Below are 25104 nucleotides of genomic sequence, written 5' to 3'. Positions count from 1 at the left end.
AATCCTTTCAGATGGTTAGGGAACTTTCCGGCTGCTCGCCGGTAACGGCGAAGACAGCATCGGGGGTTTGGGGTAGGGCTGCGATTTCACCGAGCGGCACCGGTTTCACCGGCGCGCGCAGACGATAGAAGCCGACATTTTCCGGCGCGCGGTTTTGCACCTCGGCCAGAATTTCTGTGACGGTGGAACTGCACAGGCGCCCCTGACAAGGCCCCATGCCACAGCGGAACATCGTTTTCAGCTGGTTCGGGCCGGCGATGTTACAGGCCGCCGCGTCGCGGATTGCGCCTACGGTCACTTCCTCGCAACGGCAGACAATCGTGTGTCTGTTCGTCGGTGCGCGAAATGCCGGTGCAGGCTGGTAAAGCGCATCGATAAAGGATCGACCACGTTCGAAACGTCGCGCCAGCGCTTTCAGCTTTACGATTTTTGATGCCAACGATGTTGCCAGTGCCGGAAAGATATCCTGACAGGCCGCGAGCGCAGCGAGACGCCCGCTGGGCTCGGCAACCAATGCACCGCCAATGCCGCTACCGTCACCAGCGATGTAGATGACCGGTATGGACGAACGCCCGCTACCGTCGAGTTGCGGTTGAAAACATTTCTGACCGTCGTTCCAAACCAGAGCGCAGCCGGAAGCATTGGCGAGAATGTTGTTGGGGATCACCCCCTGATGCAGGAACACGCTATCGACAGCAAGTCTGTGAGTCTTGCCTTTGGCCGAAAAGCGGATCGCTTCGGCTTCGTCTTTTCCTTCAATGGCTATTTCGGTGACACCGGAGTAAACCGGCACCGACTTGCGCACCTTCAAAAGCAGGGAAAGCCCCTTCAAGGCATAGGGCGAGAAAAGGAATGAAAGCAGGTTCGGTGCAGCTTTCGCGTAATTTGCGCCGGGTGTCGTATCGAGCAGAGCAGCAACCTTGCCGCCCGCCTGCAACAACTGCGCGGCGAACATGTAGAGGAGCGGACCGGTTCCTGCCAGAACCACACGTCCGTTGGGCAGGAGGCCGGAAGTCTTCAGCGCAATCTGTGCCGCGCCAACGGTCATTACACCCGGCAACGTCCAGCCCCTGACAGGCATCGGACGCTCCATTGCGCCGGTCGCGAAGATCACCCGGCGCGCGGAGACAATCCCGCTCTTGCCGCCCACTGACACACGCAGTTCGACGCTGTTGCTGTCGTCGCCATCCCGTGGCTCCACACTCCAGACGAGAGCCTGTGGCACATAGGTGGCATTGCTGGCGATAAATGCTTGCAGGACTTCTTTGCCCCGCCAGTAGTCGGTGCCGAGAAACGGTTTGCGGGCAGTCGTATTGTGTTCAATGCCACGGTAAATCTGGCCGCCGGCGGCAGGGTTCTCGTCAAACAGGACCACTTTGGCGCCAGCGATACTGGCTTCCGCCGCTGCCGACATGCCTGCCGGTCCCGCGCCGATAATGGCAAGGTCGTAAAACGCGTCGAGCGCATAAATATCAGAAATTCTCTTGAGCATGGTGATCATGGTTCCACCCGACGTGCGCCGGTCTGCGAAGAAATGACCATTCCATCGACAACGGGCGTCATACAGGCTTGGCGGTTCTGAACACTATCAATGGTGACTAGACACTCGAAACAGATACCCATCAGGCAGTAGGGCGCTCGCGGCTGATCACCAACGACGCTATCTCTGAGCCGGATGATACCCTCTCCAAGCAGTGCTGCAGCGACAGTTACATTGGCAGGCACCGTCAAAGTGCGCGCATCGAATGTGATCGTCACGGTTTCCTCTGGTGTCTCAGTTTTCAGGAACATTTTAGGAGACATGAAACCTCCGGCCGGAGAACGCATCACCAGCAAGTTGTTTGGCATCGGCTGCTATTTCCTGCGCCACGATCAGGGCGTGGTTGGCTGCAAGCGTGACGCCGGAATGGCACATGACGACATACGCGCCCTTGTGGCTTTCGGATTGTTCGTAGACAGGCAAGCCGTCCGGTGTCTTGACCCGAAATCCGGCCCAACTGCGAATGACATTGACATCGGCCAGATGGGGGAACGTCCGCACCGCTCTGTTGGCCAGAACTGCGCTGATATCCTGATTGGTGGCGATCTGATCCGTATGGGTTTCCTGACTGTCGCCGATCATGACACCACCCTCATCCGCCTGCCGCAGCGTCGCCGCTGTATAGGGGAAGAAGGGCGCGCATTTCTCCGTTACAAGAATTTGACCTTTGCTGCGCACAACCGGCGCATCGAGACCGACACTCTTTGCAAGCTCTGCATTGCCGTTGCCCGCAGCCAGAATGACGCGTTCCGTGAAGACTTCACCCCATGTGCCACTCAGGAGAAAGCCGCCGTTTTGCGGGGTGATGGACGAGACTTCACAATGCGGTTCGTAGGAAGCACCGAGGTTGATCATGCCCGTATGCAATGCGCGAAACAGGCGCAGTGAATTCACGTCGCCGTCCATCGGCGAATAGATCGAACCGATCACATCCCGGCAGATGGAGGGGACCATTTTAGCAGTTTCCTGGTGGTCGAGTACAACGTGTTCCGGGGCGTCATTGCCAAGCTCTCGTGCTACTGTCGCGACGTCTCCGGCAAACATTTGAAGCTCGCGCTCGTCGAGGCAGAAGGTAAAGGCACCGGTCTGTTTCAACGCCACATCAAGCCCGGTGACATCCCGCAATTCATCTGCGAAAGCGGGCCACAGGCGCGCAGATTGCATTGTCCAACGGGCATAGTGTGGTGCCCCTACGCCTTTGCCCTGTACCCAGATGAGCGCGAAATTGGCACGGGATGCGCGCAGGGACAGGTCTTCCCCATCGAGAAGCATTGGACGCAGACCAGATCGGGCGAGACCCCAGGCGATGGCAGAGCCAACCAGTCCCGCTCCGATAATGATTATGTTTTGGTCCGGCAATCTGCGCATTCGTAAATTCAATCTGTTGTCACAGCGTCGTCAGTGTTGGGCCTGACGAGAGCCAGGCCCGATTGTGTTGGCTCAGTTTTGCGGGCTTACGTCCACCTTGAACCACTTCTCGGACAGCTTCTTCACCGTGCCGTCGGCAATCGCGGCCTGAATGGCAGTATCGAAGCGACCCTTCAGGGCGGTATCTTCTTTGCGCAGACCGACACCGATCATGCCGAAGACCTTGCCCGAAAACAGCGGGCCAGCCAGCTTTGCGCGCTTCATGTCGTCCTTTTCCAGCGCAGCCGCAAGAACTGTGGCATTGGCGACAACCGCATCCACACGACCGCTGGTCAGGTCGAAATTGTGTTCTTCGGCGGTCTTGTACTCACGCACATCCGCGCCATCCTTGAAATATTGCTCCATGAAGGCCGAAGCGGTTGTGGAACCCTGAACGCCGACGGTCTTGCCGTTGATTTTCTTGGCGATTTCTTCGAGAATCGGCTTTGCTGCATCGGAATCGACATTCAGCGGCTTGCCGCCTTCCGGCAGATCGGCGAGGTCGCTGTCTTCCATGACTGCGAAGGAGTTGATGGCCGCCGCATAAGGTGACGAAAACGCAATCACTTCCTCACGCTTCGGTGTGATGCTCATGCCCGCCATGATGGCGTCATACTTGCCCGCGGTCAGCGATGGAATGATGCCGTCCCAGTTCTGGGCGGTGATTTCGCATTTCGCTTTCAGGCGCTCGCAAAGGTCTTTGGCGAGATCAATCTCGAAGCCCTCCAGCACACCGTTCGGGCCGGAGAAATTCCACGGCGCATAAGCACCTTCGGTAGCGATGCGCACAACATCTTCGGCATGCGCGGTCGGGGCAACGGCGAGAACGCCGAGGATGGAAAGGACGCATTTCAGTTTCATATGTTCACCTCTGTTAGAAAACCGATTGATCGGTTCATGCGTTTTGTTTGGAAATGAATTGCCGGAACCGTTCGCTTTTGGGGTTGCCGAAAACCTCGTCGGGCGCGCCTTCTTCTTCAATCACGCCCTGACGCAGAAACACGACACGGCTGGAAACATCGCGGGCGAAGCCCATCTCGTGGGTCACGACCAGCATGGTGCGCCCATCTGCCGCCAGATCGCGCATGACCTTCAACACCTCGGCCACCAGTTCGGGGTCAAGCGCGGAGGTTGGTTCATCGAACAGCATGATCTTCGGACGCATCGCTAACGCGCGGGCAATTGCGGCGCGTTGCTGCTGGCCACCAGAAAGATGCGCGGGATAGAAGTTGCGCTTATCAGCAATGCCGACCCGCTCCAGCAGTGCTTCAGCCTCGGCAATGCACTCCGACCGGTTTCGCTTCTGCACATGGATAGGCGCTTCGATCAGATTTTCGAGGATAGTCAGGTGCGACCACAGATTGAACGACTGAAACACCATCGTCGCCTGACCGCGCAGCCGCTGAACCTGTTTCGCATCGGCTGGACGCGCTGCGCGCCCGGGCTGTTGGTCGAGCTTGTATGCCTCGCCGTGAATAGCCACACTGCCTGCATCCGGCACTTCAAGCATATTGATGCAGCGCAGCAGAGTGGATTTGCCTGAACCTGACGCACCCAGAATGGAGATGACTTCACCCTGGTGGGCCTGCAAGGAAACTGTATGCAGAACCTTGTGCGCACCGTAACATTTCTCGAGGTTCTTGATCTCGACCGCAGGCGTTTCGAAACGTTGCATTATGAGTTCCCTCCGGCGGCATGCACGATGACAGGCTGACGCTGGGCCGCCGACGAGCGATATTCCAGCAGTTTGAAAATTCTGGTGACTACGAAGTTCAGGAGGAGATAAATCGCGCCTGCACAGATGAAGACTTCGACAGGGCGATAGGTGGCGGAAATCAACTTGGCCGCCAGCCCCGTTACCTCCATCATGGTGATGGTTGATGCCAGTGCGGTGGACTTCACCATCAAGATGACTTCGTTCGAATAGGCGGGCAGCATCTGTCGCAACGCTTGTGGGGCCAGAATGCGGCGGACGAGGGTGAAGCCGCTCATGCCATAAGCGCGCGCCGCTTCGATCTGCCCGGTCGCAACCGACAGAACACCGCCTCGAATGATTTCGGCGCTATAGGCAGCCGTATTGAGTGCAAGAGCCAGTACTGCGCACCAATAGGGTTCCCGCAAAAACGGCCAGAGAAAGCTCCGGCGCAGTTCTGGAAACTGGCTGAGGCCGTAATAGATGATGTAGAGCTGCACGAGCAGCGGGGTGCCGCGCAGCACAAAGATATAACCTCGCGCAATGAGGTCCAGTATCAGATTGCCCGACAGACGCATCGTAGCCAGTATGGTGGCCAGCACGGCGCCACTGATAACCGACAGCGCCATCAGTTGCAGCGTCAGCGGAATACCCCGGCACAGCTGAACGAAACTGTCGAACATGAACGGCAGGTCGACAAAGCTCATACTACCCTCCGGATGCCGCGCATGACGCGCTTTTCGGCGTTATTGAACAGCAAGCCCGATATGAATGTGATGACGAGATAAAGCAGCCCGGCGGTCAGAAAGAAGGTGAAAGGCTTGCGGGTTGATCCAGCGCCGATTTGCGCCTGACGCATCAGCTCAACCAGTCCTACGACCGAAATCAGTGCCGACTCTTTCAAGACAAGCTGCCAGACATTGCCAATGCCCGGAATGGCAAAGCGTGCCGCCTGCGGAACCATAATGCGGCGAAACAGCAGACGCGGTGGCATGCCATAGGCCTTGGCAGCTTCGATCTCACCTTTGGGCAGTGCCAGCACTGCGCCGCGATAGACTTCAGCTTGGTAAGCGCCAGAAACCACGCCGATGGCCAGTGCACCGGTGATGAAGATTGGCGCACTGACGAAGCCTTGCCCGCCGAACAACGCGCCGATCTGGCTTAACACAGCGCTACTGCCGAAATAGAACAGGTAAATGACCAGAAGGTCGGGGATGCCGCGAAGCACTGTCGAATAGCCGTCAGCCGCAATTCTGAGAATGCGCTGCGATGAAAATGAAGCGGCAGCGGCAATCATACCGAACACCGCACCTGCCGCAAAGCCGCAAAAGGCTACCGCGAGTGTCATGCCGGTGGCCCGGAGCATATCGTAGCCCCAGCCGTCTTCAGCAAAACCCATCAAATCCAAATATGCGCTGACCGCACCCAACTGCCTAGTTCCCTTTTTATGTCCGTTCCTTTTGCTGCGCCGGTACGTTTATGGGAGTGGTTTGACAGCGGGGATCAATACAGTCAAATTCGAAATGAAGCCTCAAGCATAACCAAATATTATGGTGAAACATGAACCTGCGTCAGGTCGAAGCGTTCCGAACCGTCATGCTGACCGGAAAAATGACGGCTGCGGCGGAACTGATGTCGATCACCCAGCCCGCCGTGAGCCGCCTTATCCGTGACTTTGAGATCGACACGAAACTCAAGCTCTTCAACCGTCGCGGAAACCAGTTGGTCCCAACACAGGCGGCCATGACGCTGTTGCAGGAGGTGGAGCGGGCTTATGTCGGGCTCAATCGCATCCGGAGTTTCGCCGACGAGATCAGCCGTCAGAATGCGGGCATGCTGCGGATTGCGGCTATGCCTGCGCTTGCAAACGGGATCATGCCGCGCTTTCTCGCCCGTTTTCTCAAGGCGCGACCCAATATCCATGCCTCTCTCAACGGTATTCCTTCCGCGATGGTTGTTGAGGCCGTCGCATCTGGTCAGGTCGATCTCGGTTTTGCCGACGGTCCGCTCGACAGACCCGGTTTCAATATTGAAACCCGGGCGATACCGGCGGTTGTCGCTGTCCCGCTGGGGCATCGTCTTGCAGACTATCCGGAGGTTTCACCGGATGATCTCGCCGATGAACGTATGATCACGCTGGAGCCGGGGTCGCTGTTTGCCATGCGCGTGGAAGTTGCCCTAGCGCGCATTCCACGGTCGGCCACCATTGAGACACGCCTGTCGCACACAGCGCTGACGCTTGTGGCTGAAGGTGTCGGCATAACGATCATCGATCCGTCGTCGGCAACCGATTTTCGCGGACGTGGTGTGGCGATCCGGCCTTTCACAAGCTTCGTTGACGCCGGATTTTTGGTCATTCGCCGCAGTAATGGTCCTCATAACAGTCTCGCTCAACGGTTCATAGACGAGTTCTGGGCCTATCATGAAACGCTACTTGCACAGCCATGAAGATAGGGCTTCGGGGCTCAATCCTGGTAGATGCGCTCCTCAAGGGGCGTTGATGCAATAATAGATTTCAGTCCGGCCAGCATGGCCTTTTCCGCCTTGTTGAGGTTGGCTTCAGGATTGTGGATCAGGAAAACATCGATGGCAGGCGGGTTGTCGTATGGCGGCAGACGCCAGAGAAGGCCGTCATCGATCTCGCGTCGCGCGACGTGTAATGGAAGTGGGCCGATGCCAAGCCCGGTGATGATCATCCGACGCACTTCCTCAAGGCTCGACGAGGTGCCGACAACATCAGGTGAGAGTCGCGCCTCACTGCGCAACAGGGCTACGGGTCGTAGCGCGTCTGCAATATGATCGGTCTGGAACGAAACCGATGGTTCTCCCTTCAGATCGGCAAGGGTCAGTCCGGACTGGCCAAACATCCGGTGCCGGGGGCCGCAGAAAAACCCGAAGAACTCACGATAGACCATGGTGTAGTCCAGCGCGGGGTCGCGATTACTCACCAGACCAAGGCCGAAGGAAGCGCGTTTCTCGCGCACAAGCCGCGCGACCTCTGTACTTGCGGATACGTTGATCGTCAGTGTCGCATTGGGATGCTGTTCATGAAACCGCGCAAGCGCCTGATCGAAGATCGGCGATATGATGTGGCTGGCGACAGAGATGGTGACATGGCCAGTCACATTGTCACCGACCCCGCGCACCAGTTGCGGCAACTGTGAAATGGCGCCAAACACCTCGATACTTTGCTCGTAGAGCAGTTTGCCAACGTCCGTCAACTCAAAATGGGTTGCGTCGCGCTCCACCAGCCGCTGGCCGATGCGGTCTTCCAATCGGCGCAACGCATTGCTTACGCTTGGTTGTTTGAGGTTGAGACGCTCTGCCGCGCGGGTGATGCTTTTCACCTCCGCGATTACCACAAAACTGCGCAGAAGGTTCCAGTCCAGATCCCAGACAAGGCGTTCGGGGCGATGTAGCGACATGGCATCATCCATTCATGAAATCTATGTAATCTATTCCCATTATCTATTTGCTAAATGCATTCATAAAAGCAATCATGAATATTGGAAGGCATCAAAAAGCCTCAAGAAAAACAAACAAAGGGAACAGCATGTTTAACAAATTCACGGGTTTCATTGCCGCGGCCGCGATTGCCACCGCCGCAGTTTTTGCGGTTGCGCCTGCACAGGCGGATGATCTTGAAAAGATCAAGGCAGCGGGCGAGTTGAAGATCGCCATGAGCGGCCAGTACCCGCCGTTCAATTTCGTCAATGAGAAGAACGAAGTCGTGGGCTTCGACGCTTCCATCGGTTCGGCGATTGCCGAGCGTATGCAGCTTAAGCCACAGCTTATCACCACCGCATGGGATGGTATCGTCGCCGGCCTTCGGGCAGGCAAGTTCGACACGGTGGTCGGCTCCATGACGATTACGCCGGAACGCGAGAAGGCCGTGGATTTCGTAGGACCTTACTATCACGCGGGCCGCGCGGTTTTCGTGAAGGAAGACTCTACAGTTCAAAAGCTCGACGATCTCAAGGGCAAGACACTGGGCGTCACACTTGGTGAAACCCATGAAAAATGGGCGCGCGAACAGGGCGGCTGGACCATTCGCACCTATAAGGGGCTGCCGGAACTGATGCTCGAACTGAATGCCGGTCGCGTCGACGCTATCGTCGTCGACAACATCCCGGTCATGGTGGCGATCAAGGAAACCGGCCAGAAGGTCCGTAGGCTCGATACGCCTGATATCGAAGGCGGCAGCGTCGCCATCGGCATCGCCATCCGCAAGAACAATCCCGAGCTGAAGGCTACGATGCAGAAGGCTCTCGACGAGATCATGGCCGACGGCACCTATGAGAAGATCTCGATGCAATGGGTCGGCAGCGATATTCGCTGATACGTCATCCCGGCCCGGCATATGTCCGGGCCGGTTGAGAACCGATTGACCGGAGTTTTCCGATGGATTTTGCGTTGATGCAGCGCGTCCTCCCGTTTTTTCTGGAGGCGGCATGGGTGACTGTCCAAATTTCTGCTCTGGCCCTGGTGTTGGGTCTGGCCGTCGCAGCGGTCCTCGTTAACGGCCGTCTGTCCCGCTCGGTCATCCTGCGATGGCTTGCGGCAGCCTATGTGAGCGTCTTTCGCGGAACACCTTGCCTTGTACAGCTCTTCATTCTCTATTTCGGCGGTCCACAGATTGGCATTAATCTGGAGCCGTTTGCCGCTGGTGTTATCGGACTGGGGCTGAATATCGGCGCATACATGTCGGAATCGATCCGCGGCGCAATTCAGAGCGTTGATCGCGGCCAGACGGAAGCCGCCCGTTCCATCGGCTTTGGGCGAGGGCAGACGATGCGGTTCGTCGTGCTGCCCCAGGCCGCCCGGCTGATGATCCGCCCTCTCGGTGTCAATACGATTGCGCTCCTGAAGGGCTCTGCGCTGGTTTCCACCATTTCAGTGGTTGAGCTGACCTATACGGCGCAGCGTTTCATCGGTTCAACCTACAAACCGTTCGAGATTTTCGGCGTTGCAGCCGTTCTCTACATGATCATCATCTATATCGTGGCGCGCGGGGTCGATCTTCTAGACGAGCGCTTCGCGGCGCAGTGAGGGAGGACTGGATGCAAGCTCTCGATTTGGGCATCGTCGCACCCTATACGGATCTACTTTTGACAGGGCTGTGGTGGACGCTGGTTCTGACCGTAGCGTCGGCTTTCCTCAGCTTCGTGCTCGGTATCGTATTTGCGCTGGTGGTGCTTTACGCGCCTAAGATTCTAGCATGGCCGGTGCGGTTCTTCATGTGGCTGTTCATGGGAACACCGCTTCTGTTGCAGCTGTTCCTGATCTATTTCGGGCTAGTTCAGATCGGTATCGATATTCCGGCACTTGGCGCGGGCATCATCGGTCTTAGCCTGCACTTTGCCGTCTATAATGCCGATATCATCCGCGCGGGTATCGTGGCGGTCGATCCGGGTCAGATGGAAGGCGCGCGTTCCATCGGCTTCAGCCATGGTCAGGCTTTGCGCTACATCGTCATCCCGCAGGCGGTGCGCAATACGATCCCGCCCATCGGCAACAATATGATCGTTCTTTTGAAGGATACGTCACTGGTTTCGATCATCGGCATTGCCGAACTGGTGCACAGCGCGCAGCTTGCCATCAGCGAAACCTTCAGCCCGTTCGAATTCTACATCACCATCGCCGCCATCTACTACGTGGTCAATCTGATTCTGGAAGCCAGCCTGCGGCGCATTGAAAGAAAAGTGGAGGTCACGCGATGAGCAGCCCCAAAATCGCAAAACCGATGGTCGAAGTGAAGGGTGCTCGCAAAGCCTATGGCGAGCTGGAAGTGTTGAAAGATATCGACCTTTCCGTGGCGCGTGGCCAGATCGTCGCCATCATCGGCCCCAGCGGCTCCGGCAAGAGCACGCTTCTGCGCTCGATCAATCATCTTGAAACGCTGAATGGCGGTGAAGTCTGGCTCGATGGCGTGCAGGTCAATCAACCTCTCACCGGGCAGGCTTTCGAGAAGCACATCAATGCCGTGCGCCAGCAGATGGGCATGGTGTTTCAGCACTTCAACCTGTTTCCACATTTGACAGTGCTGGAAAACATCACGCTCGGCCCCATCAAACTCAAGGGCATGATGAAGGACGCTGCTCGTACTCTAGCACTGGAGCTTTTGAAAAAGGTCGGGCTTGCCGACAAGGTCGATGTCTATCCCTCGCGGCTGTCCGGCGGTCAGAAGCAGCGTGTGGCCATTGCCCGTGCGCTCGCCATGCAGCCGAAAGTGATGCTGTTCGACGAAGCGACGTCGGCGCTCGATCCCGAGCTGGTGGACGAGGTCAATGCCGTCATGAAGCAGCTCGCCGCTGAACATATGACGATGCTGATCGTCACGCATGAGATGCGATTTGCGGGCGAAGTGGCAGATCGTATCCTATTCATGGATGGCGGTGTGGTGGTGGAAGAGGGGCGGCCGGATCAGATTTTGAGCAATCCGGTGCAGGAGCGTACCCGCTCCTTCCTCAAGAAATATCTGGCTGCGTGAGGTGATGGCATGAACGAGAGAAACGGCAATGAGTTTGCCGATCTTAGGGAATTTCCCGATTTCGGGCTGACCCCGGCGCAGCGACGCGAAGCCGTGCTTGGGCATTATTATGAATATCCCGGCATGGACGGGCCGCGTGGCGAAATCTGGTGCTACACCGATGCCTATTCTTATCTGCCTGGCACAACGGTTCATTTGCAGGTGAGTGCGACCGCGTCGCGTTTCGATATCGAAATCGTGCGGGATGGGGCGGTTGAAACGCCTGTCTTCTCAAAGCGCGGGATAGACTGCAAATGGCAGGAAACGCCTGCCCAATGTTCCGTTGTGGGCTGCGGCTGGGAGACGACATTTTCGTTCAAGACGGATGAGAACTGGCCTTCCGGTGCTTATCGCATCACGCTGAAAGCCGAAGGCAATGACGGTCAGCTGATCCATTGCCACCATCTTTTCATCCTGCGGCCTGTGGCAGGCCGTAAGCCCGGTCGTATCCTGCAGGTTGCAGCGACCGGCACGTGGACGGCCTATAATACCTGGGGCGGTTCCAACCACTATCAGGGCATTACCGGGCCGAATGGCGATCAATACGCGACGACGGTGAGCATCGAGCGTCCGTTCTGCCGTGGCTTTGCGCTGCTGCCGTCCGATGCGCCTCGCGTGCCGCTGGAGTTTGTAACGCCGCCTGCTGCCCCTCCACGCTATCCGCATATGGAATGGGCCTTTGCCAATGGCTATTCCAAGAAATATGCCTCATCCGGCTGGGCCAGCTATGACAGCCTGTTTTTCCGCTGGGCTGAACGGAAAGGCTTTGCGATTGATCTCGCCAGCCAGCATGAGTTGCACTTCTCGCCGGAAATCCTCGACGGTTATGATTGCGTGGCCTTTGTCGGTCACGACGAATACTGGACATGGGAAATGCGCGATGCCGTTGATCATTATGTCGATGACGGCGGCCGTGCGGCCCGTTTTGCAGGCAATTTCATGTGGCAGACGCGGCTTGAGAATGATGGCAAGCGCCAGACTTGCTACAAATATCGCGCCCGCGCTGAAGACCCGGTCTATCGCTCCGCCGATCCACGCCGCACCAGCGGTTGCTGGGAAGCGACGGAAGCCGGACGGCCAGCTGCCGAAACCTTCGGCCTCAATGCGCTGCGCGGGCTTTATGTCGGCTGGGGTGGCTGCGCCCCGCGTGGCGTGCGCGGTTTTCCGGTCTATCGCCCGGAACATTGGGCCTTTGCGGGAACCGGCATCTATTACGGTGATCTCTTGGGCGCTGACGGTCACGCCTTCGGCTATGAGGTCGACGGGCTCGACTATGTGATCCGGGGCGGTCTGCCTGAACCAGAGGAGGGCAGCGGCGCACCTGATGGATTGCAAATTCTGGCGCTCGGCATGTCGTCTCTCAAGGAAGAGAGCGCGGATATTCCAGCCGACGACCAGTTCCTCTCCGATGCCGATGCCAAATTCGTGGCCGATACGCTGATCGGCGACAATGGCGATGCAGCCGTCGAACGTATCAAGCGCGGCTGCGGCATGATCGTCAATTTCCCGCGCGGCAAGGGCGAGGTTTTCCACGCAGGAAGCTGCGAGTGGGTCGCGGCTCTCAAACGTAGCGACCGCATGGTCGAGCGTGTGACCGCCAATGTTCTCAACCAATATCTCAAGCGCTGACAGAGTAACGCCATGCTCAACACAAAAGCACAGAACGAACGCCCGGCATCGCATCTTTTCTACCAGTCGCGCCTGCGCAGGCCGCTGGTGGATCGTGCCGAAGGTATCTACATCTGGGATCAGGACGGACGCCGGGTCATCGACGGCTCTAGCGGCGCAATGGTGGTCAATATCGGCCACGGCAATCGCAACGTGCTCGACGCCATGAAAGAGCAGATGGATCGCGTCACCTTCGCTTATCGTCTGCACTTCGAAAATGAACCGGCGGAAGATCTGGCGCGCATGGCCGCCGAGCGTATGCCGGAAGGTCTGGACAAGATATTCTTTGTTTCCGGTGGTTCGGAAGCGGTGGAATCCTGTATCAAGCTTGCCCGCCAATGGGCGGTTGCAACCGGGCAGGGCACGCGCTGGAAAGTAATTTCGCGTTTTCCATCTTATCACGGCGGCACGCTTGGCGCTCTGGCTGTCACCGGCTATGCGGCCTTAAGCGAGCCTTTCGCACCCATCATGCGCGAAATGCCGAAAGTCCTGGCACCGACCGCCTATCTCGACCGTGACAATCTCACGATGGAACAGCGCGGCCAGAAATATGCTGACATGCTGGAGGAGAAGATTCAGGAAGAAGGTCCTGAAAGCGTGCTCGCCTTCATCATGGAGCCGATCGGCGGAGCGTCGACCGGCGCGCTGGTCGCGCCCGACAGTTACTATCCGCGTATCCGTGAAATCTGCGACCGCTATGGCATCCTGCTGATCCATGACGAGGTGATGAGCGGCGCCGGACGCACCGGCAAGTTTCTGGGCGGCGACCACTGGAACTGCAAGCCTGATCTCATCGCGCTTTCGAAGGGTTTCGCCTCGGGTTATTGCCCGCTTGGCGCAATGGCGGCGCCCGGACGCATCGTGCAGCCGGTTCTGGATGCTGGCGGTTTCCTGCACGGCTTCACGTATGCAGGCAATCCGCTGGCTTGCACGGCAGGCAAGGCGGTGCTTCAGGAGATTGATCGTCTCGATCTGGTCGGCAATGCCGCCCGTATGGGCGATGCGCTGAAGGGCGAGCTGGAAGGATTGGCGAAGCGCTTCCCGTTCGTCGGTGATGTGCGCGGCAAGGGGTTATTGCTGGCAGCCGAATTCGTGTCCGATCCCGAGACCATGAAGCCGTTGCCGAAGGAACTGAATGCCCATCAGCGCATGGTGGATCTTGCGTATGAGCGCGGGCTCATCATCTATTCGCGCCGCACGCGCGGCGGTGTTGAAGGCGATCATTTCCTCGTTTGTCCGCCGATGGTCGTAAGTCAAGAACAAGTTGGCGAGATCACCGCGATCCTTGGCGATACGCTTGAGGTTCTGTCGCGTGAACTCAAGCTGCCCGTGAACGCTTAAGGAAACCGGATCATGACCGACAAAAAGAAAACACAGCGCAAGGTGATCATCACCTGCGCAGTGACGGGCTCCGTGCACACTCCAACCATGTCGCCGCATTTGCCGGTTACGCCGGAGGAGATCGCCAGTGAAGCCATCGCGGCGGCGGAAGCGGGCGCATCTATTCTGCACCTCCATGCTCGCGATCCCCATGACGGCAGACCATCCGCCAATCCGGATCTGTTCATGCAGTTCCTGCCGCGCATCAAGCAGTCGACCGCGGCGGTGGTGAATATTTCCACCGGCGGCTCGTCATTGATGACGCTGGATGATCGTCTGGCCGCGCCGCTCAAGGCGCAACCGGAAATGTGCTCTCTCAATATGGGCTCGATGAATTTCGCGCTGTTTCCAGCCCTCGACAAGCCACGCGAGTGGAAGCACGCCTGGGAACCCGAGCTATTGGAGGCGACGCGTCATTCGATCTTCAAGAACACCTTCGCGGATATGGAAGGCATTCTGACCAGTCTCGGTCAGGGCTGCGGTACACGCTTCGAGTTCGAATGCTATGATGTCGGGCATCTCTATTCACTGGCTTATTTTCGCGACCGTGGGCTGGTTACCGGTCATCTGTTCATCCAGTTCGTCTTCGGTATTCTGGGCGGCATCGGCGCAGACCCGGAAAACCTCATGCATATGAAACGCATCGCCGACAAGCTTTTCGGGGACGACTATTCCTTCTCGGTTCTGGCAGCAGGCAGGCACCAGATTCCAATGATCACAATGGCGGCGGCCATGGGCGGCAATGTGCGTGTCGGCCTGGAAGACAGCCTCTACGACGGACGGGGAAAGCTGGCCAGCAGCAATGCCGATCAGGTTCGGCGCATCCGCAGCATCCTTGACGGCCTGTCGCTGGAAGTTGCCACGCCCGACGAGGCGCGCGACTATTTGGGGCTGAAGGGTGGAGACAGGGTGGCGTTCTGATGCCAAAGATTGAATTGGGTGGCAAAGCGGGCGTTGTGATCCGGCTTGCCGAACCTTCCGATGCCGAACGAATTCACGAGGCAATCCGCGCAATGGGTGCGGGGCTGGGTGCTGCGGGCAAAGTCTCCAGCACGGTGGAAGATTTTCGCCGCCATGGCTTCGGTCCCAACGCGGCTTTTACCAGCCTGATCGCCGAGGTGGACGAGGCATTTGCGGGGCTGGCGCTTTTCTTCCCGATCTTCTCGACATGGCTCGGAAAGCCCGGTGTCTTTGTGCAGGACCTCTATGTCGATCAGGCGTTTCGCGGTCGGGGTGTGGGCGAGGTTCTTCTGCGCCATGTCGCTTCCTGGTCGACAGCACGCGGCGGCGTCTATCTGCGGCTGGCGGTGGATCGGGACAATGTTGCCGCGCAGCGCTTTTACCAACGGCTGGGTATCGGCTGGATCGAAGCCGATCTCGATCATGGCGCTTATGGCGAGGATTTCGCCCGTCTGGCGCGTATCAATGCAAATTAGGGAGCAGTCATGAAAGCCTTCTACGCTGTTGAGCAAACGCGTCACGATCCGAAAGCCTTTCTTTCCAGCGGCGCGCCGAAGCCTAACCCCGAGCAGCCGGAGCGCGTCGAACGTCTGCTCTTTGGCGCAAAGGCTGCGGGCTGCGAGATTATCCGTCCGCAAAATCATGGTCTTGGCCCGATCGCTGCCGTGCACACACCGGAATATCTGGAGTTCCTGCAGCATATCTATCCGCGTTGGCGGCGCATCGAGGAAGCTTCGGAAGAAGTCATCCCGAACATTCATCCGTTGGCGCGTGACGGTCGTTATCCGGCATCTGCCGTCGGGCAGGTCGGCTATCACATGGCCGATACCGCTTGCCCGATAGCTGAACACACATGGGAAAGCGTGTGCTGGAGTGCCTGGAGCGCGATTGACGCCGCCAATGCATTGCTTGCGGGCGAGGTCGCGGCCTATGCGCTCTGCCGCCCACCGGGGCATCATGCCTTTGCCGATGTTGCAGGCGGCTTTTGCTTCGTCAACAATTCGGCGGTTGCCGCTCAGCATCTACGCTCGAAGACCGAACGCGTGGCAATCCTCGATGTCGATCTGCATCATGGCAATGGAACGCAAGGCATCTTCTACGCTCGTCCCGATGTGTTGACAGTTTCGATCCACGCCGATCCGCTGCGCTTCTATCCGTTCTTCTGGGGCCATGCCGATGAACGCGGTGAAGGCGCTGGGCTCGGGTACAATCTCAATCTGCCCCTACCGCGCAAATCCGGCGATGCCGAGTTCCTTGCATCACTCGATACGGCTTTCCGCCGTATCGAAGCTTTCGCGCCAGATGCGCTGGTGGTGGCGCTTGGTCTTGATCCGTTCGAAGGCGATCCTTTCGGCGGATTGTCGGTCACCACCGGTGGCTTTGGACGCATTGCGGAAGCAATCGCAAAGCTTCGTCTGCCAACTGTAATCGTGCAGGAAGGCGGTTATCTTTGCGATGCTCTGGGTGATAATCTCACCGCTTTTCTGGGTGGCTATCAGTCGGTGGCGCGATGAGCGGTCTTGTGACTTTTATAGGCGTCGTACATCCGTGGATGTGCGACGTCATGGGACATATGAATGTTCGGCATTATGCCGGGATGTTCGATGATGCGAGCTTTCAGCTCTTGGGCCACATTGCCGGGAAAATTCCGGATGAGAGTTTCGGTTGGGCGGATGTGCGCTCGACAACGGACTATAAAAAGGAAATGCCAGCCGGAGACTTGCTGACGATCCGCTCACAGGTGTTGAAGGTCGGACGTTCATCAATCACGTTTCGCCAGACAATGGCTGGTTCGCTTGATGGAGAACTGCGCGCCATCAATGAGACAACGTCCGTCTGTTTCGACAAGATTGCGCGACACTCACTTGAACTTGAGCCAGCAATGCGAATGCGGGCGGAAAGGCTCATGTAGGGCCACAATCTGATCGGCTAGCCGCAGGCCTGATCTGCTGCCGAATGTTAGCTAATTCCGCTCATAACGTATAAGCGTCCGGTCAGCGTCCGGCCCCATTCCGGTCGTTAGAATCTGATGCCCGTTGTTTGACAATCAGCAAATCGCCCAATGACATGTGCCAGCGGTTCATATCCCTTCAAGCTATTTAGAGTTTTAGGTTTTGCCGGATAAAGCCATCAGCCGGGCTCCCGTAGTCGGCCCCGTTCTAGTCATCAGAATCTGGGTCAGGCTGGGGATGAGATCCTTTCTATGCGAAGAAATTACCCTTCATCGAAGTGTCGGGCGCTTCTGGCGCGGCGTGGGCATAAGAACAGCAGATCGCTGAACTGCGGCCGCCGTGCTCTGCGTTGTCCTATTGGAGAAGTTGACCACATCGACAAATAGGTCAGTCAAACCAATTCTGTCGAGGCTACTTCATTAAAATGCCATTTCGGACCAACACTCTTGGATTCATCGAGTAATTTATCGACAACAGGGCAAAACTCTGTGATCAAGTATATCCATCTTTCGATTGGGTCCATTATCGCCCTGGTTATCTGCTTGACTTTCGAACTTTAATCGATCAAATAATCGGTTATCGATTAAATAATCGAGTAAAAGAGCCGGGAGGGCTCTAGGGAGGTTTCCATGTTTCGAAGCATGATCTGCGCAATAGTTGTGTCGGCATCCGCCCTGTATGCGCCGTTCACGGCACACGCTCAGGCGCTCAACGGCAAGAAAATTGGCATTGCGGCGCGCGAGATTACCAACGATTACAACCGCGACATCATCGCGGGTGCACAATCACTGTTGGAAAAGGACGGCGCTCAAGTCGTCGTGACTGACGGCGGAGCTGACCCGCGCAAGCACAATGAAAACATTGAAAGCCTCATCAATTCAGGTGTTTCGGGGATTATAGTCCAACTGGGCGACGCTCAGCAGTTGGCGCCAATCGTAAAGAAGGCGAATGCTACGGGTATTCCAGTCGTAACAACCTCAATCGGCTCGAAGGTCGAAGGCTCAGTCGCCGATGTCGGCGGTGACGATCCTCTGATGTCTGCAATTATGAGCCGGGCGCTGCTCTCAAGTATCCACTATAAAGGCGATATCTATGTTTTCTGGGTGCCAGGCGCCCCATTGCTCGAAACACGCAAGCGTATCCTCCAGGCGATTGTCGCCGACTATCCGCAGGTTAAGCTGCATGAAGTGCCGACCGAGCATAGCGTCGCGCGAGTTCAGGCGCAGATGGAAGATATTCTGACCGCCAATCCCGAGCCGGGCAGCATCGCCGCCGTGTGGGGCGCTTATGATTTGCTGGTTTCTGGCGCGGTGGAGTCCATCCGACGCAATGGCCGCAATGAAATCAAGGTCGCTTCAATTGACGGAGATCGCGTTGGCTTTCAGATGTTGCTCGACGTCGACAGCCCGTTTATTGCGACAGTCGTACAGGACGTTCCGCGTATTGGCGCTCTTGCCGCCGAGATTCTGACCCAAAAGCTGGGGGGGAAGGAAGAGTTTCCCGATACGCTATTTACCGATGCATGGCTTGCCACTCGCGCAAATGGGGTTGCAGCGGCTGAAAAGCGCTGGGGCTCCAATGTTTGGGGCGATCTTGCCATCGCGCGTTCTGATGTCGAAAGCCGCTGGAAGCAGGACGGTGAGCTTCAGGTTGTCCATCCCGTTTTGCCCTGACGGAACTATGGTCGGGGCGCGGGTACGCTCGCGCCCTTACATGTGAAATAAAGCAAGAGGATCTGTCATGGTTCCGCACCAAACGGGCAAGCCTGCGGGGAGCGCGTCCGCGCCTGCGCTGGAATGCCGTTCAATCCGCAAGATCTTTCCTGGTGTGACTGCGCTCAGTGATGTGTCGCTTTCGATCCGTAAGGGAGAAATACATGCTCTTCTGGGCCAGAATGGAGCGGGCAAGTCAACGCTCGTAAAAGTTTTAACCGGTGTTTATCAGACCGATGGCGGCGAGATATTCGTTGACGGTAATCCCGTCCGCATGCGCAGTGCGGTGGACGCTGAAGCCAACGGCATCGCTATTGTTCATCAAGACCAACAGCTAGTTGCGCAATTCGATGTCACACAGAATATCTTTCTGGGACATGAAAAATTGTCCGGAGGCTTTCTGGATAAGAGGGCCATGGCCGCCGTCGCCGAGACGGCTCTTGAGCGTGTAGGCGCGGCATTTACTCCCGACACTCTAGTGCGAGATTTGAGCGTCGCGCAACGTGAACAAGTGTCTATTGCCGCGGCCCTGTTGCGCGATCCCAAGATTCTCATCCTGGATGAACCAACAGCATCGTTAAGCGAGAAAGAAGCCGAGCTTCTTTTCACCATGATCCGCTCGTTGCGAGATCAAGGTGTAACAATCATCTATATCTCACATTATCTCGATGAAGTGCTGGATCTGGTCGACCGCATCACCATCTTACGTGACGGACGTCTTGTCGAAACACGTGATGCGCCGGGCACGAGCCGCTCGGACATTGTGCAACTGATGGTCGGACGAGAGATTTCCCAACTTTATCCGAAAGAAGCCCTCCCACTGGGGGAGGTACTGATTGAAGTAAGGGGGCTCCAACAGGGGCAAGCTGTTCGGGGAGTGGATTTTTCCGTCAGAAGGGGTGAAATTTTTGGCATTGCCGGTTTAATGGGGGCAGGTCGTTCGGAATTGGCGCTGGCTCTGATTGGAGCCTTGCCGCGGAGTGCAGGTGAAGTCATCTTGCGGGGACAGGCTTCCGCTCCTGCCAATCCAGGCGCTGCAAGACGTGAAGGCTTCGCAATCATTCCCGAGGACCGGCGGCATGAGGGCCTCCTCACTGGCATGACGATGCGCGAAAATCTAACCTTGCCTAATATCGGCCTCTGGTCGCGCGGCGGGCTGATCGATCTGCGGCGAGAAAAGGCGGATGCAGCCACTATAGTGCGGAACTTGAACATTCAGCCCCCTGTTCTCAACCAGCTTGCGCGCAATCTTTCAGGTGGCAACCAGCAGAAGGTCGTTATCGGTAGGTGGCTTCCGGGCGATTCCGATGTTTTCCTATTCGATGAGCCGACGACCGGCGTCGATGTCGGATCAAAGGTAGAAATCTACCGACAGATGATCGAGTTGGCGAGGCGTGGTGCAGCGGTCATTTTCATCTCTTCCGATTTCGAGGAAGTCGCCGGCATGTGCGATCGCGTCGCGGTTTTGCACAAGGGACGGATAAACGCTGTTCTTGAAGGTCAGAACAGCAATCCCGAGACCATGCTGTACTGGGCTTCCGGCAGCAACGAAAAAGAACAGCACACGCCCGCTACCCCTGCCGCACAGCACGGACATATGCGACCGGAAACGCAGGAACCCACGAAAACGACGGTGACCCGCTGGTCAACCCTCGGCGGAATGGCGCTGGTGCTGGCGGTCATTACACTTCTCGCCCCCAATTTTCTTTCGATAGGAAATGTTTTCGATGTGCTGAAACAGGGCAGCGTTCTGGCGTTTATCGCTCTTGGCTTGACCATTGTGCTCGTTGCTGGTGGTTTTGACATGTCGGCTGGCGCTGCAAGTCAGTTGACCACCAATATCGCGTCCGGCCTTCTTATCGGAGGTACAGGCATGATCGGCGCGATCGGCATGGGTTTGGCTACGGGCGCCGCAATTGGCGTGGTCAATGCGATGCTCGTACTTTTCTTCGGCATGCCGGCTTTTGTCGCCTCACTTGGCACCATGTTCGTTACCATGGGCGCGACATTGCTCTATAATGGCGGCCAGGCGTTAACGCTGTCAAATGAGCCTGCCTTCTTCTTCATCGGTCAGGGGTATGTTGGCCCCGTGCCGTTTGTATTCATCCTGCTGCTTGTCGTGGCGGTGCTTCTGCACTTTTTATTGCGCCATACCAGACTGGGCTTGCGGATGTATGCGGTCGGGCAAAATCTTGAAGCCGCCGAATTGCGCGGCGTGGCTCGCTCGCCCTATGCTTTTGCATCTTTTGTGATTGGCGGATTGGTTCTGGGTCTGGCGGGCGTCGTTCTTGCTTCCTACAGTTACGGCGCATCTGCTTTGGCGACCGGCATAGATTATCTGATCAGCGCGCTGGCGGCGGCCTTTCTGGGCAGCGCGCTGTCGCGGGCCGGTGACCTTAGTGTCACAGGAACGGTGATTACGGCGCTCTTCCTTGCTTCCTTGTCGAATGGCCTTGTCCTGATCGGCGTTTCAAGTCAGTTGCTTCCGGCCATCCAGGGGCTCGTTCTCATTCTCTCTATCGCGCTGGGTGTGTTTCGGCGACGGGAGATTGGGCAGGTACTGATTTTTTGAGGGCTTCGCGATGAACACCATGGTCACTTCCTCTGTATCCATCCGCAGTGCAGTGGATTTTCTGCGCAATTATGGCGCGATAATCGGCATGCTGCTCGTACTTGTGTTGTTCTATCTGCTCAAGCCGGCTTTTCTCAGTCCTGCGAACATCGCAAATGTCCTGCGCCAGAGCACCGTCCTTATCATTCTTGCGATTGGATTGACTGTCGTTATGTCGATGCGCGGGGTGGATCTTTCCGTGGCGCAGGTTGCTGATGCCGCCGGACTGATCGCTGCATTACTGATTATCCATCACTATCCAGTGTGGACGGCCTATCTTTTGCCGCTTTGTTTTGGACTGTGCATCGGTCTGATCAATGCCGTGCTCATGGGCTATATCGGAGTGCCAGCAATTATCGGAACACTGGGGATGATGTTTATTATCCGTTCCGGCGAATTGATGATGACAAACGGTGCGGAGCCCCAGATGCTCTTCACGCTGCCGCGCGGCATGACGAAGCCCTTCCTGTTTCTCGGTCAGGGGATGATTGGTCCATTCTCAGCATTGATCGTTATGACAATCATCGTCTTAATAGTTACATTCGTGCTGATGCGTTATACTCCCTTTGCTCGTCAAGCCAAGGCGGTGGGGCTGAACGTTCGGGCCGCGTTCCTCGCTGGAATTGATGTCCGGCGCATCTTTGGAGCTGGCTTTGTGGTCGCGAGTCTGCTTGCCGCAATCGCAGGCGTTGCTCTCGTCTCTAGGACCGGTATCGCGGTGCCACGTGGAGCAGAACCGTATCTGCTTGATGCTTTCGCGGCAGCGTATTTGGGGACGCTCGCTTCCAGACGTGGCGAAATGAACATACTCGGCACAATACTTGGCGCTTTGTTCATTGCTTTCCTCGGTAACGGACTGACGCTGCTCGGTCTTGGAGCGCCTTACCGTCTCGCGCTGAACGGAGCCTTCATTCTGCTCGCCATGGCTGTCGGCGGACTGAAACGTCAACATTGAAACAATCGAGGAGAGAACGGATGATTATCGATGCGCACAACCATCTTGGAGTCCGCGCTGGTGCAGTTCAGACAGGGGCGGACCTGATCGCAAGGATCGACGCGGTAGGTGTGGATAAGGCTGTGATGTTTCCCTTTGTGGAAGGGAATTTCACCAATGAACCCATTAAGGAAGCATTCGATCAGTTTCCCGACCGCCTTATCCCTTTTTGTGCTGTCAATGCATGGGAGGCAGGTGCCGCCGATGAGGTGCGCCGATGTGTGGTGGATTGGGGATTCAAAGGGTTGAAGCTGCATCCCACCATAAATGGCTATCATCTTTCCGATCCACACCTAGTCGATCCACTATTCAAGGTCGCGGATGAGCTCGGCATTCCAGTGATCGTGCATGGCGCTAGCGATCTTTATAACAGTCCCCCTGAGTTCGCACTCATGGCTGCGCGCTTTCCCAATGTGCCGCTTCTGATGGCGCATATGGGCTTTTTTTGGTCCGTGGATCAGGCGATCAGCTTCGCACGAGAATTCCCGAACCTCTATCTGGAAACATCACGGGCACCGATATTCGAGATTCAGACCGCCGTTCGTGCGCTCGGTCCGGATAAGGTAATCTGGGGAACAGATTCGCCGTTCGTTGATTACGAATGGGAGTTCAGAAAGATGGAAAGAGCGACGGACGATTCCGAAGGCTACTCAAAAATCGTAGGTGGTAACATCGCCCGCCTGTTGAAGCTGTAAAAAGGGTAGCTTACGCCGATGAGCAAACGATCCACAAACAGAGGGGCGGGGCAATGAGCAGTCATGGGGATAAGGGTGAAGTCAACGGCGACAGGCGTCTTGACCTTGCTGCCCGTGCGGCATGGCTCTATTACGAAAAGAGCAAAACACAAGATCAGATCGCAGCAGAACTCGGAGTTTCGCGACAAGTCGTGCAGCGTTTGATTGCGCTTGCGCAAAGTGAACGTCTTATTCGTTTTCAGCTCGTTCATCCCATGAGCGAATGCATCGAACTAGCGGAACGGCTCATGGATCGCTTTTCGTTGCAGTATTGTGACGTTGCTATGAACGAATTCGGTAATATCGAGGATATACCCGCAGTCGGTCTGCATGCGGCATTGTATCTCGAGACGGTCTTGCAGCAGAAAGCGCCACTGACTATTGCTATCGGGAATGGCAAGGCGATGCGCGAAGTGTCCCGGCGTTTGCAGCCCATCAATCGCCCGCAGCACAAATGTGTATCGTTAATGGGCAATTTGACCCGGGACGGGCGAGCGAGCCATTACGACGTGGTGACCTGGCTTTCCGAACGGATCGGCGCCCAATGTTTTCCCCTACCAATGCCCGTCGTTACACATTCCATCGAGGAGCGTGAGGTATTACAGGCTCAACCTGGATATCGCAACCTTAAGGCTCTGGTCGGGGAGGCAAGCCTTCTTATGATGGGAATTGGTTATTGGGGGCCGGAGGCATCGCTTTACATGGACGGGTTCATCACGGCAGCAGAAACCGGGCAAGCGATGGAATGTGGAGCAATCGGAGAGCTACTAGGAACTGCTATTGATGCGAATGGGAGTGTTGTCGATGCTGATTATCATCCGCGACTGACGTCCTTTGCGCTAACTTCTCCAGCCGAGCGACCAACGGTGATTGTTGGTTCCGGGACAAATCGTGCAGCCGCTATCACGGCGGCACTCGCGGCTAAACTTGCTAATGGTCTTATCACCGATGAGAATACAGCACGCCGGATATTAGACGGGGTGTAATTCGCGCGCTTTCATATATTGGCACCCCCCGACAGCCAACCCTTGAACCAGACGACACTCCATGCATGCGACGGTTCCTCGGACCCAGAAATGCCGCGACCATCAAAGTCCAGTTCGTACACGATTGAATAGAGGATATCGTCATGACCAAGCTATCGCGCGCAACGCTTCAAAGCTTCGATAAGGTGCACAAGCCCGGTTACGATCCTGCCGGGTTGAAGCCGGGTATCGTGCATTTCGGCGTCGGCAATTTTCACCGCGCCCATCAGGCTGTCTATCTGGACGATCTCTTTGCGACCGGCGAGGGGCACGACTGGGCGCTGGTGGGTGCCGGTGTGCGTGGTAGCGACGACGCCATGCGTGATACGCTCAAAGTCCAGGACTGGCTGACGACTGTTGTGGAACAGGAGGCCGATCATGCAGGCGCGCGCATCACTGCATCGATGGTCGATTATGTGACCATTTCAACCGAGGAAGGGCGCAAGGCCCTGATGGCCTATCTGACATCGGCCGATACGCGCATTGTTTCGATGACGATCACCGAGGGCGGCTATTATATCGACCCGGCAAGCCAGACCTTCGACCCCGCCCATCCGGATATCGTGGCGGACGCCGCGCATCCAGACCATCCGAAAACCGTGTTCGGCCTGATCGTTCAGGCACTGAAACTGCGCAAGGCGGCGGGTGTCCAGCCTTTCACGGTCATGTCCTGTGATAACATTCCGGGCAACGGGCATGTGACGGAAGATGCCGTGACTGGGCTTGCCAAGCTGAGCGACCCGGCCTTTGCCGACTGGATTTCCGCCAATGTCGCTTTCCCGAATTCGATGGTGGATCGCATCACTCCCGCCACCGGCGCGCGCGAACGCGAGATTGCCGCGAAGGATTTCGGTGTCGATGACGGCTGGCCGGTCTTCTGCGAAGTTTTCAAGCAATGG

The 25104-nt window shown here is 56.9% G+C and carries 25 protein-coding genes; 17 read left to right on the top strand and 8 right to left on the bottom strand.

Translation table 11 applies throughout. The features are described from left to right. Positions 1-7: 7 nt before the first annotated feature. The 7 genes from D8666_RS20930 to D8666_RS20900 all read right to left on the bottom strand — a co-directional run bounded on the left by D8666_RS20930 (position 8) and on the right by D8666_RS20900 (position 6039). Positions 8-1501, bottom strand: coding sequence for an FAD/NAD(P)-dependent oxidoreductase (locus D8666_RS20930; protein ID WP_121539268.1), 1494 nt, complete (start codon positions 1499-1501; stop codon positions 8-10). Further along, the gene (locus D8666_RS20925; RefSeq protein WP_109365733.1) at positions 1498-1791 is read right to left on the bottom strand and encodes a (2Fe-2S)-binding protein; all 294 of its coding nucleotides are present in this window, start codon (positions 1789-1791) and stop codon (positions 1498-1500) included. Before D8666_RS20925 ends, D8666_RS20930 begins: the two co-directional genes overlap by 4 nt. Before the next feature lies 1 nt (position 1792). After that, positions 1793-2908 (bottom strand): NAD(P)/FAD-dependent oxidoreductase, encoded by a 1116-nt coding sequence (locus D8666_RS20920; RefSeq protein ID WP_121539267.1) that lies wholly within the window; start codon positions 2906-2908, stop codon positions 1793-1795. Between the two features lie 72 nt (positions 2909-2980). After that, positions 2981-3808, bottom strand: coding sequence for a lysine/arginine/ornithine ABC transporter substrate-binding protein (locus tag D8666_RS20915; RefSeq protein ID WP_121539266.1), 828 nt, complete (start codon positions 3806-3808; stop codon positions 2981-2983). Between the two features lie 34 nt (positions 3809-3842). After that, entirely contained in the window at positions 3843-4622 is a 780-nt protein-coding gene (locus D8666_RS20910; protein WP_109365736.1) for an ABC transporter ATP-binding protein, read from the bottom strand. Beyond that, on the bottom strand, positions 4622-5347 hold the full coding sequence (locus tag D8666_RS20905; protein ID WP_109365737.1) for an ABC transporter permease: 726 nt from the start codon (positions 5345-5347) through the stop codon (positions 4622-4624). The genes D8666_RS20910 and D8666_RS20905 overlap by 1 nt, the downstream gene beginning before the upstream one ends. Continuing rightward, entirely contained in the window at positions 5344-6039 is a 696-nt protein-coding gene (locus D8666_RS20900; protein ID WP_121539301.1) for an ABC transporter permease, read from the bottom strand. The genes D8666_RS20905 and D8666_RS20900 overlap by 4 nt, the downstream gene beginning before the upstream one ends. Positions 6040-6200: 161 nt before the next feature. On the opposite strand from D8666_RS20900, the gene D8666_RS20895 reads away from it, so the two are divergent. Continuing rightward, a complete protein-coding gene (locus D8666_RS20895) occupies positions 6201-7088 on the top strand; it encodes a LysR substrate-binding domain-containing protein (protein WP_121539265.1) in 888 nt (295 codons plus the stop codon). A 17-nt stretch (positions 7089-7105) separates the two neighbouring features. Here D8666_RS20895 and D8666_RS20890 read toward each other — a convergent pair whose 3' ends face one another. Continuing rightward, positions 7106-8065 carry a LysR family transcriptional regulator gene (locus tag D8666_RS20890; RefSeq protein WP_109366392.1) on the bottom strand — a complete coding sequence of 320 codons (960 nt, stop codon included), beginning with the start codon at positions 8063-8065 and terminating at the stop codon, positions 7106-7108. Between the two features lie 128 nt (positions 8066-8193). Between D8666_RS20890 and D8666_RS20885 the strand changes: the two genes are divergently transcribed. The 16 genes from D8666_RS20885 to D8666_RS20810 form a co-directional block, all read left to right on the top strand. Further along, positions 8194-8979: an ABC transporter substrate-binding protein gene (locus D8666_RS20885; protein ID WP_109366391.1), complete on the top strand. Its 786-nt coding sequence runs from the start codon at positions 8194-8196 to the stop codon at positions 8977-8979. 62 nt (positions 8980-9041) lie between these two features. Further along, positions 9042-9689 carry an amino acid ABC transporter permease gene (locus tag D8666_RS20880; protein WP_121539264.1) on the top strand — a complete coding sequence of 216 codons (648 nt, stop codon included), beginning with the start codon at positions 9042-9044 and terminating at the stop codon, positions 9687-9689. An 11-nt stretch (positions 9690-9700) separates the two neighbouring features. Next, positions 9701-10360 carry an amino acid ABC transporter permease gene (locus D8666_RS20875; protein WP_121539263.1) on the top strand — a complete coding sequence of 220 codons (660 nt, stop codon included), beginning with the start codon at positions 9701-9703 and terminating at the stop codon, positions 10358-10360. A gap of 23 nt (positions 10361-10383) precedes the next feature. Next, the gene (locus tag D8666_RS20870; RefSeq protein WP_167836143.1) at positions 10384-11130 is read left to right on the top strand and encodes an amino acid ABC transporter ATP-binding protein; all 747 of its coding nucleotides are present in this window, start codon (positions 10384-10386) and stop codon (positions 11128-11130) included. A 9-nt stretch (positions 11131-11139) separates the two neighbouring features. Then, a complete protein-coding gene (locus D8666_RS20865) occupies positions 11140-12798 on the top strand; it encodes a N,N-dimethylformamidase beta subunit family domain-containing protein (RefSeq protein ID WP_121539262.1) in 1659 nt (552 codons plus the stop codon). A gap of 12 nt (positions 12799-12810) precedes the next feature. Then, a complete protein-coding gene (locus D8666_RS20860; RefSeq protein WP_109365743.1) occupies positions 12811-14178 on the top strand; it encodes an aminotransferase family protein in 1368 nt (455 codons plus the stop codon). 12 nt (positions 14179-14190) lie between these two features. Then, positions 14191-15138, top strand: coding sequence for a 3,5-dioxohexanoate:acetyl-CoA acetone transferase (gene kce / locus D8666_RS20855; RefSeq protein WP_121539261.1), 948 nt, complete (start codon positions 14191-14193; stop codon positions 15136-15138). Next, a complete protein-coding gene (locus tag D8666_RS20850) occupies positions 15138-15653 on the top strand; it encodes a GNAT family N-acetyltransferase (RefSeq protein ID WP_109365745.1) in 516 nt (171 codons plus the stop codon). The genes kce and D8666_RS20850 overlap by 1 nt, the downstream gene beginning before the upstream one ends. A 9-nt stretch (positions 15654-15662) precedes the next feature. Beyond that, positions 15663-16691, top strand: coding sequence for a histone deacetylase family protein (locus D8666_RS20845; RefSeq protein ID WP_121539260.1), 1029 nt, complete (start codon positions 15663-15665; stop codon positions 16689-16691). Next, positions 16688-17089, top strand: coding sequence for an acyl-CoA thioesterase (locus tag D8666_RS20840; RefSeq protein WP_109365747.1), 402 nt, complete (start codon positions 16688-16690; stop codon positions 17087-17089). The genes D8666_RS20845 and D8666_RS20840 overlap by 4 nt, the downstream gene beginning before the upstream one ends. 669 nt (positions 17090-17758) lie before the next feature. Further along, the gene (locus D8666_RS20835) at positions 17759-18802 is read left to right on the top strand and encodes a substrate-binding domain-containing protein (protein ID WP_121539259.1); all 1044 of its coding nucleotides are present in this window, start codon (positions 17759-17761) and stop codon (positions 18800-18802) included. Between the two features lie 67 nt (positions 18803-18869). Continuing rightward, on the top strand, positions 18870-21413 hold the full coding sequence (locus D8666_RS20830) for an ATP-binding cassette domain-containing protein (protein ID WP_121539258.1): 2544 nt from the start codon (positions 18870-18872) through the stop codon (positions 21411-21413). A gap of 10 nt (positions 21414-21423) precedes the next feature. Then, the gene (locus D8666_RS20825) at positions 21424-22407 is read left to right on the top strand and encodes an ABC transporter permease (protein ID WP_121539257.1); all 984 of its coding nucleotides are present in this window, start codon (positions 21424-21426) and stop codon (positions 22405-22407) included. 20 nt (positions 22408-22427) lie between these two features. Continuing rightward, positions 22428-23141: an amidohydrolase family protein gene (locus tag D8666_RS20820; protein ID WP_121539256.1), complete on the top strand. Its 714-nt coding sequence runs from the start codon at positions 22428-22430 to the stop codon at positions 23139-23141. 53 nt (positions 23142-23194) lie between these two features. Beyond that, positions 23195-24166: a sugar-binding transcriptional regulator gene (locus D8666_RS20815; protein ID WP_121539255.1), complete on the top strand. Its 972-nt coding sequence runs from the start codon at positions 23195-23197 to the stop codon at positions 24164-24166. 143 nt (positions 24167-24309) lie between these two features. After that, positions 24310-25104 (top strand): mannitol dehydrogenase family protein (locus D8666_RS20810; RefSeq protein WP_147438020.1); only part of this gene is annotated, 795 nt, incomplete at its 3' end.

The organism is Ochrobactrum soli (assembly GCF_003664555.1).
Classification (GTDB): Bacteria; Pseudomonadota; Alphaproteobacteria; order Rhizobiales; family Rhizobiaceae; genus Brucella; species Brucella teleogrylli.
Note: the sequence above shows the minus strand (reverse complement) of the source record. Positions and strands in the feature narration are given on the sequence as shown.

Coding starts and splice junctions, on each gene's coding strand:
- D8666_RS20900 (WP_121539301.1), bottom strand. CDS start 6,039: ATGGGTTTTGCTGAAGACGGCTGGGGCTACGATATGCTCCGGGCCACC.
- D8666_RS20850 (WP_109365745.1), top strand. CDS start 15,138: ATGCCAAAGATTGAATTGGGTGGCAAAGCGGGCGTTGTGATCCGGCTT.
- D8666_RS20835 (WP_121539259.1), top strand. CDS start 17,759: ATGTTTCGAAGCATGATCTGCGCAATAGTTGTGTCGGCATCCGCCCTG.
- D8666_RS20930 (WP_121539268.1), bottom strand. CDS start 1,501: ATGATCACCATGCTCAAGAGAATTTCTGATATTTATGCGCTCGACGCG.
- D8666_RS20915 (WP_121539266.1), bottom strand. CDS start 3,808: ATGAAACTGAAATGCGTCCTTTCCATCCTCGGCGTTCTCGCCGTTGCC.
- D8666_RS20910 (WP_109365736.1), bottom strand. CDS start 4,622: ATGCAACGTTTCGAAACGCCTGCGGTCGAGATCAAGAACCTCGAGAAA.
- D8666_RS20890 (WP_109366392.1), bottom strand. CDS start 8,065: ATGTCGCTACATCGCCCCGAACGCCTTGTCTGGGATCTGGACTGGAAC.
- D8666_RS20820 (WP_121539256.1), top strand. CDS start 22,428: ATGATTATCGATGCGCACAACCATCTTGGAGTCCGCGCTGGTGCAGTT.
- kce (WP_121539261.1), top strand. CDS start 14,191: ATGACCGACAAAAAGAAAACACAGCGCAAGGTGATCATCACCTGCGCA.
- D8666_RS20840 (WP_109365747.1), top strand. CDS start 16,688: ATGAGCGGTCTTGTGACTTTTATAGGCGTCGTACATCCGTGGATGTGC.
- D8666_RS20870 (WP_167836143.1), top strand. CDS start 10,384: ATGGTCGAAGTGAAGGGTGCTCGCAAAGCCTATGGCGAGCTGGAAGTG.
- D8666_RS20895 (WP_121539265.1), top strand. CDS start 6,201: ATGAACCTGCGTCAGGTCGAAGCGTTCCGAACCGTCATGCTGACCGGA.
- D8666_RS20865 (WP_121539262.1), top strand. CDS start 11,140: ATGAACGAGAGAAACGGCAATGAGTTTGCCGATCTTAGGGAATTTCCC.
- D8666_RS20905 (WP_109365737.1), bottom strand. CDS start 5,347: ATGAGCTTTGTCGACCTGCCGTTCATGTTCGACAGTTTCGTTCAGCTG.
- D8666_RS20885 (WP_109366391.1), top strand. CDS start 8,194: ATGTTTAACAAATTCACGGGTTTCATTGCCGCGGCCGCGATTGCCACC.
- D8666_RS20920 (WP_121539267.1), bottom strand. CDS start 2,908: ATGCGCAGATTGCCGGACCAAAACATAATCATTATCGGAGCGGGACTG.
- D8666_RS20815 (WP_121539255.1), top strand. CDS start 23,195: ATGAGCAGTCATGGGGATAAGGGTGAAGTCAACGGCGACAGGCGTCTT.
- D8666_RS20825 (WP_121539257.1), top strand. CDS start 21,424: ATGAACACCATGGTCACTTCCTCTGTATCCATCCGCAGTGCAGTGGAT.
- D8666_RS20880 (WP_121539264.1), top strand. CDS start 9,042: ATGGATTTTGCGTTGATGCAGCGCGTCCTCCCGTTTTTTCTGGAGGCG.
- D8666_RS20925 (WP_109365733.1), bottom strand. CDS start 1,791: ATGTTCCTGAAAACTGAGACACCAGAGGAAACCGTGACGATCACATTC.
- D8666_RS20830 (WP_121539258.1), top strand. CDS start 18,870: ATGGTTCCGCACCAAACGGGCAAGCCTGCGGGGAGCGCGTCCGCGCCT.
- D8666_RS20845 (WP_121539260.1), top strand. CDS start 15,663: ATGAAAGCCTTCTACGCTGTTGAGCAAACGCGTCACGATCCGAAAGCC.
- D8666_RS20860 (WP_109365743.1), top strand. CDS start 12,811: ATGCTCAACACAAAAGCACAGAACGAACGCCCGGCATCGCATCTTTTC.
- D8666_RS20875 (WP_121539263.1), top strand. CDS start 9,701: ATGCAAGCTCTCGATTTGGGCATCGTCGCACCCTATACGGATCTACTT.